This is a genomic window from Bacterioplanoides sp. (assembly GCF_965219715.1).
Taxonomy (GTDB): Bacteria; Pseudomonadota; Gammaproteobacteria; order Pseudomonadales; family Oceanobacteraceae; genus Bacterioplanoides.
Genome location: NZ_OZ244785.1, coordinates 329,947 through 348,583, shown reverse-complemented (window position 1 = coordinate 348,583; position 18,637 = coordinate 329,947). Strand labels below are relative to the sequence as shown.

Annotated in this window: 14 protein-coding genes; 12 read left to right on the top strand and 2 right to left on the bottom strand. The window is 49.6% G+C overall.

The window, feature by feature from the left end:
- Positions 1–57: 57 nt before the first annotated feature.
- Positions 58–2,364 carry a YgiQ family radical SAM protein gene (locus ACOQOZ_RS02075; RefSeq protein ID WP_420590628.1) on the bottom strand — a complete coding sequence of 769 codons (2,307 nt, stop codon included), beginning with the start codon at positions 2,362–2,364 and terminating at the stop codon, positions 58–60.
- A gap of 303 nt (positions 2,365–2,667) precedes the next feature.
- On the opposite strand from ACOQOZ_RS02075, the gene ACOQOZ_RS02070 reads away from it, so the two are divergent.
- The 4 genes from ACOQOZ_RS02070 to ACOQOZ_RS02055 all read left to right on the top strand — a co-directional run bounded on the left by ACOQOZ_RS02070 (position 2,668) and on the right by ACOQOZ_RS02055 (position 8,367).
- Positions 2,668–3,789, top strand: a complete 1,122-nt coding sequence (locus tag ACOQOZ_RS02070; protein WP_420590627.1) for a helix-turn-helix domain-containing protein — start codon at positions 2,668–2,670, stop codon at positions 3,787–3,789.
- A 355-nt stretch (positions 3,790–4,144) separates the two neighbouring features.
- A complete protein-coding gene (locus ACOQOZ_RS02065; protein WP_420590626.1) occupies positions 4,145–5,920 on the top strand; it encodes a parallel beta-helix domain-containing protein in 1,776 nt (591 codons plus the stop codon).
- A 72-nt stretch (positions 5,921–5,992) separates the two neighbouring features.
- Positions 5,993–7,207, top strand: coding sequence for an SO2930 family diheme c-type cytochrome (locus ACOQOZ_RS02060; RefSeq protein ID WP_420590625.1), 1,215 nt, complete (start codon positions 5,993–5,995; stop codon positions 7,205–7,207).
- Entirely contained in the window at positions 7,198–8,367 is a 1,170-nt protein-coding gene (locus tag ACOQOZ_RS02055) for a hypothetical protein (RefSeq protein ID WP_420590624.1), read from the top strand. The genes ACOQOZ_RS02060 and ACOQOZ_RS02055 overlap by 10 nt, the downstream gene beginning before the upstream one ends.
- A 10-nt stretch (positions 8,368–8,377) precedes the next feature.
- On the opposite strand, the gene ACOQOZ_RS02050 is transcribed toward ACOQOZ_RS02055, so the two are convergent.
- Positions 8,378–9,367, bottom strand: a complete 990-nt coding sequence (locus ACOQOZ_RS02050; protein ID WP_420590623.1) for an ion channel — start codon at positions 9,365–9,367, stop codon at positions 8,378–8,380.
- Between the two features lie 173 nt (positions 9,368–9,540).
- On the opposite strand from ACOQOZ_RS02050, the gene ACOQOZ_RS02045 reads away from it, so the two are divergent.
- The 8 genes from ACOQOZ_RS02045 to ACOQOZ_RS02010 all read left to right on the top strand — a co-directional run bounded on the left by ACOQOZ_RS02045 (position 9,541) and on the right by ACOQOZ_RS02010 (position 18,634).
- On the top strand, positions 9,541–10,146 hold the full coding sequence (locus ACOQOZ_RS02045; RefSeq protein WP_068656634.1) for an ANTAR domain-containing response regulator: 606 nt from the start codon (positions 9,541–9,543) through the stop codon (positions 10,144–10,146).
- 46 nt (positions 10,147–10,192) lie between these two features.
- Complete coding sequence (locus ACOQOZ_RS02040; RefSeq protein WP_420590622.1) at positions 10,193–11,245, top strand: CmpA/NrtA family ABC transporter substrate-binding protein; 1,053 nt, start codon at positions 10,193–10,195, stop codon at positions 11,243–11,245.
- 114 nt (positions 11,246–11,359) lie between these two features.
- Entirely contained in the window at positions 11,360–12,238 is an 879-nt protein-coding gene (locus ACOQOZ_RS02035) for a hypothetical protein (protein ID WP_420590621.1), read from the top strand.
- Between the two features lie 371 nt (positions 12,239–12,609).
- The gene (locus ACOQOZ_RS02030; protein ID WP_420590620.1) at positions 12,610–13,992 is read left to right on the top strand and encodes a CmpA/NrtA family ABC transporter substrate-binding protein; all 1,383 of its coding nucleotides are present in this window, start codon (positions 12,610–12,612) and stop codon (positions 13,990–13,992) included.
- A gap of 174 nt (positions 13,993–14,166) precedes the next feature.
- Positions 14,167–15,186 carry an ABC transporter permease gene (locus ACOQOZ_RS02025; protein WP_420590619.1) on the top strand — a complete coding sequence of 340 codons (1,020 nt, stop codon included), beginning with the start codon at positions 14,167–14,169 and terminating at the stop codon, positions 15,184–15,186.
- Between the two features lie 14 nt (positions 15,187–15,200).
- Positions 15,201–16,043, top strand: coding sequence for an ABC transporter ATP-binding protein (locus ACOQOZ_RS02020; RefSeq protein WP_420590618.1), 843 nt, complete (start codon positions 15,201–15,203; stop codon positions 16,041–16,043).
- Between the two features lie 38 nt (positions 16,044–16,081).
- Positions 16,082–17,278: a hypothetical protein gene (locus tag ACOQOZ_RS02015; RefSeq protein ID WP_420590617.1), complete on the top strand. Its 1,197-nt coding sequence runs from the start codon at positions 16,082–16,084 to the stop codon at positions 17,276–17,278.
- A gap of 126 nt (positions 17,279–17,404) precedes the next feature.
- Positions 17,405–18,634, top strand: a complete 1,230-nt coding sequence (locus ACOQOZ_RS02010; RefSeq protein ID WP_420590616.1) for an NAD(P)/FAD-dependent oxidoreductase — start codon at positions 17,405–17,407, stop codon at positions 18,632–18,634.
- Positions 18,635–18,637: the final 3 nt, after the last annotated feature.

Genomic DNA, 18,637 nt, shown 5'->3' with positions numbered 1-18,637 from the left:
CGACTGAAAACTTAAGGGGCCTGCCACAGCGGCAGGCCCCTTTTCAGACTCAGCTGGCTATTTCAGTTTACGCACGCGCTTAGCTTTTCCTGCACCAGAACCTGCATTGCCTTTGGCGCCGCTGGCTTTAATTTGCGCGGCAAATTTACCTGGCTTTTTACTGGCGGCCTTTTTCCCGCTGGATGCTTTAGCCCCACCTGCCGCCTGTTTACCCTGAGGTTTAACCGGAGACTTATTGCCAGGCTTTTTACTGCTGATGGATTTCTTAAAGCCAGGACGCTGAACGCGCTTATTACCAACATCATCTTCAGCCGGAATTAATGCATTTGGCCCTGAGCCAATCAGATCCTGGCGCCCCATCGCTTTTAATTCTTCGCGCAGCATCGGCCAGTTTTTCGCATCGTGATAACGCAGAAACGCTTTATGCATTCGACGCTGATTAATATCACGAGGAATATTCATCTTCTGCTGTTTGTAGCTCATGCGTTTCAGCGGATTACGCTCAGAGTGATACATGGCCGTCGCCAGCGCCATCGGCGAAGGATAGAAAGTCTGCACCTGATCAACCCGGAATTTATTGCGCTTCAGCCATAATGCCAGGTTCATCATGTCCTTATTTTCGGTACCCGGATGGGCGGCAATAAAATAAGGAATTAAATATTGTTCTTTGCCCGCTTCTTTCGAGAACTTATCAAACATACGCTTGAAGTTATCGTAAGTGCCCATCCCCGGCTTCATCATTTTCGTGAGCACGTTTTGTTCGGTGTGCTCCGGTGCAATTTTTAAATAACCACCAACATGATGAGTCACAAGCTCACGCACATATTCCGGATCTTCTACGGCCAGGTCGTAACGCAGGCCGGAGGCAATTGCGATACGTTTGATCCCCGGTAACGCACGCGCAGCGCGATACAATTCAGTCGTCGGCTTATGGCTGGTCTCCAGGTTTTTACAAATACCCGGATAAACGCAGGATAAACGACGACAGTTTTTCAGAATTTCCTGGCTCTTACATTTCAGGAAATACATGTTTGCGGTCGGTCCACCAAGGTCCGAAATGGTGCCGGTAAAGCCAGGAACTTTATCGCGGATTTCTTCGATTTCGTTGATGATGGATTCCTGCGAGCGGCTCTGAATAATCCGCCCTTCATGTTCCGTAATCGAACAGAAAGTACAACCACCAAAACAGCCACGCATGATGTTGACCGAGAAACGAATCATCTCATAGGCCGGAATCCTGGCATCGCCATAACTCGGATGCGGTACGCGTTTATAAGGAAAACCAAATACCGAATCCATCTCGTCGGTTTCTAACGGGATCGGCGGTGGGTTTACCCAAATCTCTTTGTTGCCGTGCTTCTGAATTAATGGACGGGCGTTATACGGGTTCGATTCCTGGTGCAATACCCGGGAAGCATGAGCATATAACGCACTGTCATTTTTAACTTTTTCAAACGATGGCAAACGAATTGCGGTGGTATCGGCGTCGTGATCAACCTTACGCTGCAATGGCATCGGGATGATTTTCACCGGCATCACATCGTCATCTTCGCCCGCATTTTGCTGATCTTTCTGATCAGAAGCGCAACCTTCGGTATTGGCTTCTTTCATGTCGTACGGATTTGGCAACTGGTCAATGTGCCCTGGCCAATCAATGCGGCTGGAATCAATTTCAGTCCAGCCCGCCGGAGTGGCATCACGTACGATGGTAGTGCCGCGTAAATCGTCAATCTGCTCAACCGGCTCACCGGCCGCCAGACGATGGGTCAGGTCAACAATGGCCCGTTCAGCATTGCCGTACAGCAGAATATCAGCTCCAGAATCAATCAATACGGAACGACGTACCTGATCCGACCAGTAATCGTATTGGGCAATACGCCGCAAACTGGCTTCGATGCCGCCAACAACAATTGGCACATCTTTATAAGCTTCACGGCACTTCTGGGAATACACAATCACCGCACGATCGGGACGCTTACCGGGCTCACCATGAGGGGTATAGGCATCGTCTGAGCGCACTTTCAGATCAGCGGTGTAACGATTAATCAAGGAGTCCATGTTTCCGGCAGTGACACCAAAATAAAAGTTTGGCTTACCTAAGCGGGTGAATGCTTCAGGGTCGTTCCAATCCGGCTGGGCGATAATGCCCACACGGAAGCCCTGAGATTCCAGCATACGACCCATAACAGCCATACCAAAACTCGGGTGATCGACGTAAGCATCGCCGGTTACCAGAATCACATCACAGCTGTCCCAGCCCAGTTCATCCATTTCCTGTCGGGACATAGGTAAAAACGGCGCAGTACCAAAGCACTCGGCCCAGTATGGATAATTAGAAAACAGGTGTTTCTGAGGCTGATTCATGAACAAAACTAATAATTAATCGGAAGTTTGTGCATTCTCCCAAAATTCCCGTCGACACAAAAGCAGATTCACAGAAAGTCCCGAAAAATCTGGTTTTAAGCCATATTTTTTCTAAGGATTAGTGGCTGAATTAACACGCCTGAATTACCGCTTTCGTTGTGCAATTTTAATAACTGCGAAGTCTTTCCTTGATATTTGTGTACGTATGTACCAGAGATTTCACTTGAGTTTTTGTGGCCGGTGCCAGACCATCAAAAAGGCATTCGGACCTCGAATAACAATAACAACGAAACCTGATACCTTATGATTCAAGAGCAAGCTGAGCTGTTCCTGGCCGCCCTTGGCACAGGACTGTCTTTGTCATTAGCCCTGCTGATAGCCAGAGACTACCTGGATACCCCGGCCGCCAAAGCCTTCATCATGTTATTACTGTGCGCCAACGTGCACATGTACCACATCTTTATGCCAGAAAACTGGTTTGTCTTATCGTGGAATGTGCAAAGCATGGCACCGGCGATGTTCTGGATTGCCACCCGCTACACCTTTGTTGACCCGGACGAACCACGCACATTGAGCTGGACGCTGGCGGTGACCAGTTTTCTTTTACCCTTTATCTGGTTTCTGGCAGGCCAGCCGCAGGAGTTGCGCACCGTATTAATCGATATGCCACAAAAACTGGAGTATCTGGTGGTGATGCTCGGCATTTTCGAAATCGTCAATAACTGGAACAACGATCTGGTCGAAGCACGACGCCGTCTGCGTGGTGGTTTATTGCTGTCGATGGGAATTGCCACCGGCTGGTCGATATTCTCTTACCGCTTCAGTATTGGTGGCGATGCCATGCGTTATCTGGGCATCGATATCAGCCTGATCATCATGGTCGGGTTTCTGCTCCAGAGCCGCCCGGAATTGTGGAAATTACGTTCCATCAATAACAACCCGTTGGCGCAACACTCGCCGGAAATCACACATCACGCTGATGCTTCACCGGAAGAACATCCTGTGGCCGAGGAAACCGCACCACTCGCCAGCCAGAACCCTCATCTGGAACAACTGCATGGGTTGATGGCATCGGGCTTTTATCGTCAGGAGAACCTGACATTAGCGATACTGGCGCAGGCATTGGAAATACCGGAATACAAGTTGCGGGCCACCATCAATAAGTCGCTGGGTTACAACAACTTTAATGAGTACATCAACCAGCTGCGTATTGGTGAAGCGGCCAATCGTCTGGTCACTGAAAAAGAAACACCGGTCACGAACATTGCTCTGGATGTTGGCTATCGCACCATGAGTTCGTTTAACCGGGCATTCCGTAAAATCCACGATATGACGCCTTCCCAGTATCGCGACTCAGATGGCTTACCGCTTGAATCTGACACCGACGATAAAAACCTGAATAACCCTGTGACGATCAACCAGTAGTCGCCAACCTGCCATTGCGGATTATTTTACAGCAACCGGATAACCGGTTGCTGAATCTCCTCCTGAAAGCTCCAGACCAATTCAGCCAGTTTGAATTTTAAGCGCATTTATTCTGTGTAATTTCTGCATTTCAGATTTGCACAAAGTAAAAACCGTGGCCGTAAAACACCACTCCAGCCCTTGCTACATCGGCCTTTTCAGCTTTTGCACAACGATTATCAAAAGTTAATTATCGAATTGTTTTTACCCGTCAACAAACGCTGCCTTTTACTAGTCAGGCAACCACGGAAGGTTGGAATAACAATAATCAAGCCAAGGGATCGCGTTCTACTCAGCAAACATTCGGGACTTCATAATGATAAATAAAAAAACAGCAAGCAGGATAAAACCGCTGGCACTGGTCACAGCAATGGCCATGGCCTCTCTGGCACTCAGTGGTTGTGGCAGCGATGACAAAAAATCCAACAACAATAATCCGGTAGCCGCCTCCGGCAAAGCCTTCGATTGCACTGAAAGCAGCACAGCAGGCGCCCGGGTTATTTGTATCGGTTCCGCCGACGACCTGAGTGATCAGAAAGTTCAGGACGATTTAATTGCGGCATTAGCCGTGGCCAAAACCGGCGATACTTTTATTCTTCCAAGCGGTCGCTACAACTTTAACTCAACCATTGAATTTAATGGCTTGGTCGACAACGTTGCGGTTTCCAACCTGACATTCCGCGGTGCCGGTAAAGACAAAACCATTATTGATGCCAGTGGCGCGGCTGCCGACGGCTTCCTGATTAACAACACCAATTACCTGACTTTCGAAGACTTCGGCATTTACGAATCCAATAACAATGCATTAAAAGTGACCAAGTCCAACGGCGTTATCATGCGTAATATGGCAACCGTCTGGGAGACGGATTACCAGGCGAGCAATGGCGCATACGGGTTATATCCGGTGGAGACCACCAACGTCTTAATCGAAGACTGCTTCGTAAAAGGCTCGGCGGATGCCGGTATCTACGTTGGTCAATCTGACAAAATCGTGGTGCGTAATAACATTGCGGAGAAAAACGTAGCGGGTATTGAGATTGAGAATTCCACCAATGCCGACGTTTATGGCAACACCGCACGCGGGAATACCGGCGGCATCCTGGTGTTTGATCTGCCGATTGGTAACGGCAAATACGGCTCGGGCGTGCGTGTTTTCGATAATGAAGTGACCGCCAACAATGCGCCGAACTTTGCCAAAACCGGTACCTTTGCCGGTGGTGTTCATATTGTTCCACCGGGCACTGGCGTGATTGTATTGTCGACTTCAGATGTTGAAATTTATCACAACAAAATCCGCGACCACCAAACCATCTCAATTGCGATTGCCTCCTACATCCTCGCCGATGACAAAGTGGCACAACCGCCAAAAACCAACGTCGGTGTAGGTGAAGGCCAGGTGCGAAACTACGGCGATATTCATCCGTATGCGACGGCATTTATGGATGGCTGGAGCCCATTTGTACGTAACCTGAATATTCACGACAACACCATCACGGTTGCCGACGGCATTGATAACCCTCAGGGTGATTTAATCAAAGATCTGATTACCGGGTTAAAAGCGTTCCACCAGGGTAATCCGGACATCGCCAGTGGTAAAACCACAGCACCACATATTTTATACGATGGCATTGCCGAACTATTGGCCAACACCCCGCGTCCTGGTGGCCAGGGTGAATCCATGATTGCCGCAATCGCCGGTGGCATTAATCAGGTCGCTGCAGGTATTAAAGCCAATATTCCTGGCGCTAAAGATTACACACCAATCAATATGGCTGCGTTTGCTGCGTATGCTGAAGACAGCGGTGTGTGTCAGTCTGATATCGCCCTAAACGACCCAAAACTGTTTGCCGCCTCTGTCTATCAGACCAGTGCAACGGCTGACACCTTCGCCACTGGCGCACCACGCGAAAAATTACAGATGCTGGCTGCCGGTGTGACCGGAGTCGCCAATGCAATTATGCGTGACCCTAACGGCGTGATGAACTGTGCCAGCGAAAATGCCTTTAAAGGCAGCCCGGTAACCGTCACGTTTAACGATAAAACATTCGGCTGCACAACGGATGACCGCAGCAAAGCTGCTTGTGCACTGTGATGTAAAGCTAAGCCATAAAAAACCCCGGAGGAGCTTCGGCTCCTCCACCCCGCCGTGAACCGGACCCGCTTTATGAAAACAATAAAATATCTTTTAGTACCGGCAACCAGCCTGGCGCTACTGGCCTGTGGCAGCTCAGACAACAGTTCGCCAAAACCATCGACACCTTCCGCCAGTGCGTCTTGCCAAAGCCAGAATAAAACCGTGAACTGGCAACAGGCATTAACCGCTGACGCTGAAAAGTTGTCTCAATATCAACTGTTCGCAAATCCCTGCGACCCGACTCAAAATCCCAGTAATCGTGGACTGGCTTACGATTTATCAGCACCACTGTTTACCGACTATGCCAGTAAATATCGCTTTATTTTTATTCCGGAAGGTAAAACAGCCAGTTATTCCGCAACCGAATCATTTGATTTTCCGGTTGGCAGTATTATCGCAAAAACATTCACCATGCCGGCGGATACCAGCCAGCGTGGCGTAAAAAATGAACGCCTTATTGAAACCCGTTTATTAATTAAAAAAGAAGCCGGCTGGGTTGCCCGCCCTTACGTCTGGAATGCAGAACAAACCGAAGCCACCTGGGATACCACCGGAGAACAGGTTGCCATTAATAACCTGAAACATGGCAGTGACAACCTGTCGTTCACCTACCAGGTGCCCAATCAGAATGCCTGTACCACCTGCCATCAGTTTAATCCAAACGGTGATAACGACGCTGTCAATGGTGTTGACCCAACGCCGGTGCGCTTCAGCCCGATTGGTCCAAAAGCACGATTCCTGAACTCTGATTTTGATTATGGTCAGGGGCCAGAGAATCAGTTGCAGAAATGGGTTGCCGAAAATATGTTGTCGGGTCTGCCGCAGGAATTATCCAGCATTCAGAAAGCCGCCACGTTCTCTAACAACAAACCGCTATCGGATTACACCGCTTCCAAAGAACTGCTGACGGCAACCGCCAAGTCCTGGCTGGATATCAACTGTGGTCATTGCCACCGAACCGAAGGTCAGGCCAGTAACACCGCTTTCCGCGCGGATTACAATATTCCGTGGCAAGGCAATGAAGGTTATCACGGCGCCTGTGCTGTCGCAGTTTCAGGTGCCAGTGAAGGATCCGCACGGATTATCGAACCGGGTAACGCTGGTGAATCCTTGTTGTTTAACCGTCTGAACACCACCAAAGCCGGGGTTACCATGCCACCGCTGGGTCGTGCAGTTATTCACCAGGAGGGTACCGCGCTGATCAAAGCCTGGATCGACGGTATGGACCCAGACCTGTGCCAATAAACGTTAATTTCGGCGGGCGCATCTGCGCCCAGTGGCTGCTTGTCTTACTGGCAATCACGGCTTGTGGCGGAAAGGATTCCGGCAATCAGCAAGCCGATAGTCAGGCGGCAGCCAACAACATCTGTGTAACCAACACTGCGGGAATTAACTGGCCAGCACTGGCCTCACAACGTTGCCAGCGACTGTCGCAGTACAAACTGTTTACTGCAGCGCCCAATCAGCCGGCACTTCAGCAACGCGGCCAGCCATTTGAACTTGGCAGCACGCTGTTCACCGATCACGCCAGAAAATACCGCTATTTCTTTTTACCTCAAGGGAAAAAGATTCAATACAACGCCAGCGACATTGTCGGCTTTCCAACCGGCACTGTGCTGGCCAAAGTATTTACCATTCCCACGTCAGACACGGCTGAAAGCGCGGAAAGAATCGTCGAAGTACGGCTGATGGTATTGCGTGAAAATGGCTGGATTTTTATTCCCTATCGTTGGGACGAAGCCACTCAGGATGGCATTCTGGCGATTGCCGGAGAGCAACAGCCGGTAGCCTTTGTTCATAACGGCAAGTCCCTGTCGTTTGACTATCAGGTACCCTCGTTATTGCGGTGCCAAAGCTGCCACCAGCAAACACTGCCTGACGGCGGAGTGCAGTTCCAACCTATTGGCCCAAGTATTCGCCATTTGAATCAAACCATTAGTGTAAATGGCCAGGCTATTAATCAGATTCAACACTGGCAAAACCTGGGGTTGATCACTTTGCCGGAGAATGTATCACCACAACAAATGCCGTTTGCGCCCGACTGGCGTGATCCGAGCCAGGCACTAAAACAACGTGCAAAAGCCTATCTGGATATTAATTGCGCCCACTGCCATAACGACCGTGGAGCGGCAGCATTATCCGGCTTGCGGCTGGAGTTCTGGCGTCAGGAAATTGATTATAACCACGGCGTTTGTAATTCCGCCCATGGCTGGCGTGGCGGTGGTTTCGATATCTGGCCAGGACGTAGCGATTTATCCAGTCTGCCACTGCGCATGCAGCTGAACGGCGCGACCGACCGTATGCCACCCATTGGCCGTACCCTTGCCGATGACGAGGCGAACCAGTTGATTCGCCAATGGATTGATTCACTGCCCTATCAGGACTGCGCGGTTGATAACCAATAAAAAGTGGGCATTAACGTGTCATTTTTTTCACGAAGACAACAACAAACAAAGCCATGGTAAAGCTGCCAAAAAACGCTTCCATGGCGGCAACAAATCGTGCAACGCCTACCGGCGCAATATCGCCGTACCCTAACGTAGTAAACGTAACGATGCTGAAATACAGCGAGTTAAGAAACCGCAACAGGTTTTCCGAAACGCTGACATCCATTGAGTAGTGCAACATATCCGCACCGGTTGTTACGCCCATTACAAAATAAATCAGTGCGCAGCAAACAATCATAGCCAATGAAAACAACACGACCCGCAGCGGTGATTCGCCATAACCACAAAACAGATCAACCACTTTTGAAATCAAGCGCCGCGCACTGAGCAGCGGCATCTGATAACGTCGGCACACCATTTCTTTCTGGAAGAAAAAACCGGCATTTTCAAACATACCCTGCTTCTCACATTGCTTGCGGATATTACGTGACACCTCTTCCGCTTCCTGCCATAAATCGTTCGCTTCGCTAGTTTGACGATGCGATGACAAACGAAGCGCCTGTAATTCCTGGCGCAGATGATCTCCCCATTGAATATTTTCTAACCGCGCATGGGTCAGGCGGGTTCCGAGCAGATTACAACCACGAAAATCAGCGCAATGCAGATTAGCGCCCGCGAGATTGGCTTTCATAAATGAGCTGCCCCGGGCGTTTAATTTAAATAAATGCGCGCCGGATAAATCAGCCCGATAAAAATCGGCATCCCGGCAGGAATAACCGTCTTTATGATCGCGATTCACCAGATTAACACCGCGTAAATCTGTCCTTGCCAGCTGCAGCCCGTCTAACGGCCTTCCCGACTGCGCCCATTGTTCCAGTGTGTGTTTCAGCTCAATGCCAGCCTTGCTGTGCGATTTGTCGTGCCAGAAACAATAGTGACCATACATGGCTGGCTGATCGCAGTGCCAGCCGCCGGGGGAACAATAGCCACAAATCGGTAACCCGCTGGTTGTATTCATCACCTGGCTCCTGATTGGATAGTTTCAGTATAGGAACAGGCCACCCAGGTTCGGTTGCCAAAGTCAGCAATGACACTTGACCGAACACCGGAGATTGCATCATTCGCCCCGAACAAGGATGATTTGACCTTACTTTTCAAGGCGTTATCGCCGTCGAATGTGGAAATACAAACATGACCAAGCCATCTGGCCCGCGTGAATCAGCCAGAATTATGCTGGTAGATGACCAACCCGCCCGGGCGGCATTGTTAGAGCAGGCTCTGACGGATGCCGGTTGTAGCGTCATCGCCCGTCTCAGCAGCGCTCAGGGGCTGATGAAACGAGTCGAAGAACATCAACCCGACGTCATCATCATCGACATCGAGAGCCCTGACCGGGATATGCTCGAACACATGAGTGTGCTCAATCAGCACAACCCCAAACCCGTCATCATGTTCAGCGATGAAGACGACACCAGCACCATTGAAAAGGCCATGCGTGCCGGCGTCAGTGCCTATGTGGTAGACGGCCTCAACCCTGGCAGACTGAAGTCCATTATGGACGTTGCGGTTGCCCGCTTCCGCGAATTCCAGGCATTACGCTCGGAGCTGGAGAAAACCCGTAACCAGCTGGCCGACCGTCGTTTACTAGACGAAGCCAAATCGCTGCTGATGAAACAAAAAGGCATGTCGGAGGAAGAGGCTTACCACGCCATCCGCAAAATGGCGATGGATCGTGGCCAGCGCATGGTGGACGTCGCCAAAAACATTATCTCCGTTATGGATTTGCTGAGTAACTGAACGTGCAATTGATATCGCACCTGACACTGCAACAGAGAACGCCGAAATGACCACCTCATTCCCTACCCCGGAAAAAACCTCGCTGACCATTGGATACATGCCGCTAAGCGACAGCCTGCCGCTGATCGCTGCACAGGAGCTTGGTTATTTCCGCCAACAGGGTTTGGAGGTGACACTGCAGCAGGAAGTGTCCTGGGCCAATATTCGCGACAAACTCATTGTTGGTCATTTTGATGCCGCACAAATGCTGGCACCCATGTTACTCGCCAGCCACATCGGCCTGGGCGGCCTGAAGAAACCAATGCTGGCACCTATGTCACTGGCACTGAATGGCAATGCCTTAACCATCTCCAACGCCCTGGCACAACGCCTGAGTGACCACACGGCACTGGATGAACTGTACACCAACAGCACCAAAGCAGGTGAAACGCTGGCAGCCATCATTGATCAGAACAAGCGAGAAGGCGGCGACAAACTGGTGTTTGCGGTGGTCTTTCCGTTTTCAGTCCACAACCTGATGCTGCGCGATTGGCTGGCTGGTGCCGGAGTTAACCCGGATGAAGATGTACAGCTTGTCGTGCTGCCGCCGTCACAAATGGTGGAGCACCTGCAGCAACAGCACATCGATGGTTTCTTCGCCGGGGCGCCGTGGAACAGCGTGGCGATTCAACAAGGCGTTGGCCAATGCTTATTGGCCGGCCCGGATTTATGGAACGAAGCGCCGGATAAAGTGCTTGGTGTCACTCAGGACTGGAGCCAGCAACATCCGAACACCTTGTCGGCCGTTGTCCGCGCCATCAAAGCCGGTTGCCAATGGGCCGCTGAGAACCCACAAACCGGCGCCGAATTACTCAGCCAGCATCTGGACCTGCCACTGGAGTGCTTATTACCGGCGCTCAGTGGTCAATTTGTTTATCGCAATGAGCAACCACCGCGATACATCGCCGATATGCTGGTGTTTAGTCCAGAGCGTGCCTGTGAAGCACAACAGCAGCATGCCACTTGGTTCCTGCAACAAATGCAACGCTGGGGCTGGTTGCCGCAAAGCAGCAACATCGCTGACATTGCCAGCCAGTGCTACAGCCAGACTTCTCTATAGTCATCCAGATTTCATTTCTCGCTGGCGCCGCTGAGGCATAAACGCCACTGAACCAATAACGCCAAATGCAGCCATAATCACGGCAACTCTCATGCATTCAGCTAAGCTGGAAGCATGAGAAATGTTACCGTTCTGATCACTCTTATTATCACCCTGCCGTTTAGCCTGCGTTTATCCGCTCAACCCGAGCAGATCGTCAGCTACTTTCAGACCGATGGTCGCTACGACTATCGCACCGAGCTGCTGCAGCTTGCCATCGGGCTGAATAATGACAACACCGACCAGGCTCCTATCAAACTGCAGGCGCTGAATAATCTGCCGCACCAGCGAGGTCAACGCTGGTTAAAAAGCGGCAAGCTGCGCGGGGTTGTTTCTCTGGCCACCAATAAACAACGGGAACAGGATTTTCTCGCTATCCGGGTTCCGATCATGGCGGGCATTCTGGGGATGCGGGTATTTCTGATATCAAGTGACCAGCGGCACCTGTTTAACCCGATCTCAACTCTGGAGCAGCTGCAGCAAATCCCTCTGGGTTTCGTTCAGCACTGGGGCGACATCGAAGTTCTGCGGCACAATAAATTAACAGTGGTGCCCGCAACCCGGTATGAAACGGTTTTTCCGATGTTAACCGCCGGACGCTTTCGCTATTTCCCGCGTGGCGTCAACGAAGTATTTCCCGAGCTGAAGCGATTCCGGCAGCAATATCCAACCCTCGAAATAGAAAGTAACAACGCCTTTTTCTACTCTTACCCGGTGTACTTTTTTGTTCATAAAAATGATCACGAGCTGGCAGGTCGGCTGGAAGATGGCCTGAACAAAGCGTTAACAAACGGCAGTTTTAAAGCTTTGTTTGTTAAACATCATGCTGAGCTCATGGAGCAGTTAAAGTTCGATCAGCGTAATATTTTTATTCTCGACAACCCAACTCTGCCTGCCGGAACTCCGGTTCCTGACACTCAATGGTGGACAAATACTTCGCTGAAGCCGCAATAAAAAACCACAATATTTCGCAGACTATTTTATTTTCGCCCCACAATGCGCCATTCCCCTATTGCTATCGCACCAGCACAGTGAGTGTTTTGTGCACCATTTTTGTTACTTAAACCGCAGGTATTTATTTATTTTGGTGCCTGCAATATGTACTTTTATCCGGGGACAAACCGAACAATCCTCGCAAGTCCGCAACACATAAGGACTTTTTAAAACTGGCACAGTCCTCGCTATATCCTGATCACAGAGATCCAACGGTGGATCATGTATACAAACTAATTCGATGCCCATTGCCGGGCATTTATATTTAGCACCGACGCTAACGGAATGAATCCGTTAGCGTTTTTTTTTTGGCCTGAGAAAGGGGAAGAAAGATGCGAGGAATAAATACCTTGAGACGCAACCTGCTGAAAGCAGCATTGGTAGTCTCCACCGGTCTGGCAACGCTGGCAGCACCTGTTGCGGCAGCTTCAGACTGGCCAGAAAAAGAAGAGCTTAAATTCGGTTTTATTAAATTAACCGACATGGCACCACTGGCAGTTGCTTACGAAAAAGGCTTTTTTGAAGACGAAGGCCTGTACGTAACACTAGAAGCTCAGGCCAACTGGAAAGTACTGCTGGACCGGGTGATCGACGGTCAGTTAGATGGCGCGCATATGTTGGCTGGTCAGCCATTAGGGGCAACGATTGGCTTTGGCACCAAAGCTGACATCATCACCGCCTTCAGCATGGATTTAAATGGTAACGGCATTACCGTATCCAATGACATCTGGAAACAGATGAAAAAAAATATCCCACACGAAAATGGCAAACCGGTTCACCCGATTAAAGCCGATGCGTTAAAGCCGGTGGTTGAAAAATATAAAGAAGACGGCAAACCGTTCAACATGGGAATGGTATTCCCGGTATCGACGCACAACTACGAGCTGCGCTACTGGTTAGCTGCCGGTGGTATCCACCCGGGTTATTACGCTCCGCACAAGGGTGATACATCCGGTCAGATTGATGCTGATGCTTTATTATCTGTAACGCCACCACCACAAATGCCAGCCACCATGGAAGCCGGAACCATTTACGGCTACTGCGTAGGCGAACCATGGAACCAACAAGCGGTATTTAAAGGCATTGGTGTACCGGTTATTACCGATTACGAGATCTGGAAAAACAATCCGGAAAAAGTGTTTGGTGTTAGCAAAGGCTGGGCCGACAAATACCCGAACACTCACAAACGTGTTGTAAAAGCCATGATCCGTGCCGCTCAGTGGCTGGATGCCAACAACAACGCCAACCGTCCGGAAGCCGTAAAAATTCTCGCTAAGAGCCAGTACGTTGGTGCGGATTATGATGTGATTGCAAACTCCATGACCGGTACCTTCGAATATGAAAAAGGCGACAAACGTGAAGTGCCAGATTTCAACGTGTTCTTCCGTTACAACGCAACCTACCCATACTACTCCGACGCTATCTGGTACCTGACGCAAATGCGCCGCTGGGGTCAGATCTCCGAACCCAAATCGGATAACTGGTACAAAGAAATCGCGAAAAAAGTCTACCGTCCGGATATTTACGCTGCCGCAGCAAAAGATCTGATTAAAGAAGGCAAGGTTAACGCAAAAGACTTCCCGGATTTTGCAACCGAAACCGGTTTCAAACCTGTACAAACCGAATTCATCGATAACGTGACTTACGATGGTACTAAGCCAAATGAATACCTCGAACAATTCAAAATCGGCTTAAAAGGTTCGGACAAGATTTAACCGCATGGATTGATCGTTACCGGGGCCGGAAGGGCTTTGCCCTTCCCGTCTCAGTAACCCGATTAAACGCATTTATCAGAACCATTTTTTACCAGAAACCGTTTTTACACAGTTAGCGTTATCAGATACCACCTAATTAACCTGAATTTCGACAATAACTGACAGGAAGCAACCATGAGCAGAACCATCGCATTACCCAACCTCGCCAATGTCAGTTGGCTGGAACCGATTATTAAAATCGGCAAAGGCGAAAATATTGGCCTGCAGTTTCAGATTATCGCCAAAAATATCGGCATACCTCTGGCTGGCTTATTAGTCTTTTTAATGATCTGGCACGCCGCGGCCAGCAACATCAATACCTCGCTGGGTAAATTCCCTGGCCCTTATGAAGCCATGACCCAGGCGTCGGCATTGTATTCAGAGCATGTTGAAGAGCGTGAAAAAGCAGACGCCTTTTACCTGCGCCAGGAAAAACGCAATGCTGCTCGCATCGCCCAGGATCCTGATTACCAGCCGCGTATTCGTGAATACACCGGTAAACCAACCTATTTCGATCAGATTGGTACCAGCCTGATTACGGTACTGAGCGGCTTCGTGCTGGCGTCAGTTATCGCCATTCCGGTTGGCATCGTTATTGGTTTAAGCGCCAACTTATATTCTGCGTTTAACCCGGTTATTCAGCTGTTTAAGCCAGTATCGCCGCTGGCCTGGTTGCCTCTGGTGACCATGGTGGTCAGTGCCTTATATGTTTCTGACGACCCAACGGTACCAAAATCATTTATTACCTCGATGATCACCGTAATGCTCTGCTGCTTATGGCCAACCATGATTAATACCGCAGTGGGTGTAGCGTCAATTTCAAAAGATTTATTAAACGTTAGCCAGGTATTACGTCTGAATTACTTTACCCATATTCGCAAAATCGTACTGCCTTCTTCCATTCCGATGGTGTTCACCGGCTTACGTTTATCCCTTGGTATTGCCTGGATGGTTTTAATCGCCGCAGAAATGTTGGCTCAAAACCCGGGGCTGGGAAAATTTGTCTGGGATGAATTCCAGAACGGCAGCTCTAACTCACTGGGCCGCATTATGGTTGCCGTATTAACCATCGGTGTTATTGGATTCATGCTGGATCGTGTGATGTTGATTATTCAGAAGTCCGTGTCCTGGGACAAGTCAGCCACCTTACGCTAATCGAGGAATTATTTATGAAAACGTTACTTGAATTAACTCAGGTTGGCATCGAATTCCCAACCCCAAACGGCTCCTTCCGCGCGCTACAGAATGTTGATTTAAAAATTCAGCAAGGTGAGTACATCTCACTGATTGGTCACTCCGGCTGTGGTAAATCAACCGTGCTCAATATCGTTGCCGGATTACTGCAGGCCACCGAAGGCGGCGCGGTATTAAATGGCAAAGAAGTGAACGAGCCCGGTCCGGAACGAGCAGTTGTGTTTCAGAATCACTCGCTGCTGCCATGGCTGACGGCCTACGAAAACGTAGAGCTGGCCGTTAACCAGGTATTTAAAGGCAAAAAATCAAAAGCCGAAATGAAGCAATGGATCGAGAACAACCTTGAACTGGTGCACATGAGCCATGCCATGCATAAACGCCCGGATGAAATTTCCGGCGGCATGAAACAACGGGTGGGTATTGCCCGGGCGCTGGCGATGGAACCACAGGTATTACTAATGGATGAGCCATTTGGCGCACTGGATGCGTTAACCCGTGCTCACCTGCAGGATTCCCTGATGGAAATTCAGAAAGAACTGAATAACACCGTCATCATGATTACCCATGACGTTGATGAAGCAGTGCTGCTGTCCGACCGTATTGTCATGATGACCAACGGCCCTGCCGCCACCATTGGCGAAATTCTGGATATCGAACTGGAGCGTCCACGCAACCGTATTCAGCTCGCCGATGACCCAACATACAACCGCTACCGCCAACAGGTACTGAGCTTCCTGTACGAAAAACAAAAAAAGGTAGAGGACATTCAGTCGGTTAAAAAACCGGCCACCGAGAAATCAAACGAAAAAGTCGCTTAAAACAATTCACTATGGATACAACCACTTCTGGAGAAGTTATGAAAAACAACCGTAAAACGTCACGCAACCTGACTCCGGCTCTACTGTCTGCAGCTGTACTGGCAGCCTCACTGACAACCACTGCTCAGGTTCAGGCAAATGCTGCAATGGATGCACTCACAGATGGCAAAATTCTGAATAACTTCCGCCTACGTTACGAGACTGCCGATACCGACGGTGGCGCAGATGCAGCAACCGCTCTGACATTACGTTCTCGCGTGGGTTATGAAACCGCTGATTTTTCCGGTTTCAAACTGTTAGCCGAACTGGAAGACATTCGTGCCATCGTTGATGAGTATGCTCCGGAAGACGCGAAATACGACGTGATTGCCGACCCGGAAAATACCGAATGGAACCGCTTCCAGCTGTCTTATGCCAAAGATGGTATGTCTGCCGTGGTTGGTCGCCAGCGTATCATTTTGGATAACGCGCGCTTTATTGGGAACGTCGGCTGGCGTCAGAACGAAGTGACCTACGATGCTGTAAAACTCGGTTATAAACAGGATAAATTGAACCTGACCTACGCCTACATCGATCAGCGTAACTTCCTGAACTTTACCGCCAATGACACCAGCGACCACTTATTAAACGCGTCTTATAGTGGTTTACCTGTGGGCAAAGTAGCTGGTTACGCTTACCTGCTGGATAACAAAGATTCAGAAACCACCATTAATACCTACGGTGCGTACCTGGATGGCAAGCAAAAACTGGATTCTCTGACGGTGTTATACCGTGCTGAATTCGCCACTCAGAATCGTGAATTAAAAAACGGTACTGAGTTCGATACTACTTACGTGTTGCTGGAAGGTGGCGTTAAAGTTTCTGGCTTTACCTTCAAACTGGGTAACGAAATCAAAGGTTCCGACGACGGTAAAGGTGGATTTATTACCCCATACGGTACCAACCATAAGTTTGGTGGCTGGGCAGACCGTTACCTGGGCACACCAGCAGCGGGTCTGGACGATAAATACGCGTTGATTGCAACCAAAGCCGGTCCGGTAAAACTGGTCGCTGCTTATCACACCTACTCGGGCGTTGAGGACAGCGAAGATTTTGGTAGCGAAATTAATTTACTGGCCGCCGGTAAGATCAATAAGAACTTCAGTGCCGGTATCAAATACGCGGCGTTCTCAGAAGGGGATGATGCCGCTAACGATACCAATAAGCTGTGGGCCTGGATCGGCGCGAAGTTCTGATCGCCTGATCATTCAGAGTTCCTTCACTTGCCGCAACCCGGATGTCGACAGCACTCCTGTCGACACCGGGGATTGCGGTGTTTTTTATTTTTCAGACGTATTTAAGACTCAGCCCTGGTTAATAACATGACAACAAACAATCTGGTGATTATTGGTAACGGTATGGCGGCTAACCGCCTGTTGGAAGAACTGGGAGATCAACATCCGTTTGATGAAATTCTGGTACTCAGCGGTGAAACTTCGGCCCACTACAACCGCATTATGTTGTCGCCGTTATTAGCCGGCGAAACCACTCTGGAAGCGATTACGCCACACGACGATAACTGGTATCAACAACGCCGTATCCGTGTGCTGTTAAACCACTGGGTCAGTGATATTCGTCATAACAATAAAATGATTGTTTGTGCCAATGGCGCACAATTCCGTTATCAGGCACTGGTTATTGCTACCGGCTCAGAATCGTTTATTCCCGCTCTGCCCGGCGTTGATGCTGATAACGTCATCGGCTTTCGCGATTTATACGACGTCGATTATATGCTGGAGAAGTCACCTGAGATTCATACTGCCACCGTTGTTGGCGCCGGCTTATTAGGTGTTGAAGCAGCCGTGGGATTACGCTCTCATGGCATCGAAGTCACGCTGTTGCATCGTAATCCGGTATTAATGAACCGCCAGCTTGATAGTGAAGCGTCAACGTTACTTGGCAGCGCATTACAGCAACGTGGTATCCGGGTGGTTACCGGCGCAGACGATATTCATATTAACAGCAACAATCGCCATGTCGACGCCATCAGCTGGCAAGTGGCTGGCCATGATGATGCCCAGACAACCGACCTGGTGGTTTTTGCTACCGGAATTAAACCAACCATTCAGGTTGCCCAGCTGGCCGGTCTAATGTGTGATCGTGGTATTCAGGTTGATGAGCGTATGCGCACCAGTCTTGATGGAATTTATGCCTTTGGTGAATGTTGCCAGTTCGAACAATTTACCTACGGTCTGGTGGCACCAATCTGGGAGCAGGCAAAAGTGCTGGCCGCCGAACTGATTGAAGAAAGCAGTACACTGACCTACCGTGAAAATCAGCATTTAACCAAATTAAAAGTATCCGGCCTCGACGTACACAGCCTGGGTCAGATTAGCGCCGAGCCCGGCAATGAAGAGATTATCTTACGCGACCCGCAACAGGCCATTTATAAAAAAATAATTCTTAACAATAACCGCTTAGTAGGTGCTTTATGCGTTGGCGATGTTGCCGACAGCCAGTGGTATTTTTCGTTAATGCGTAACGGCGAAGATGTCTCTGCTTATCGTTCACTGCTCACCTTTGGCCAGGCTTTTTGTGAGGATGCGGCCTGACAT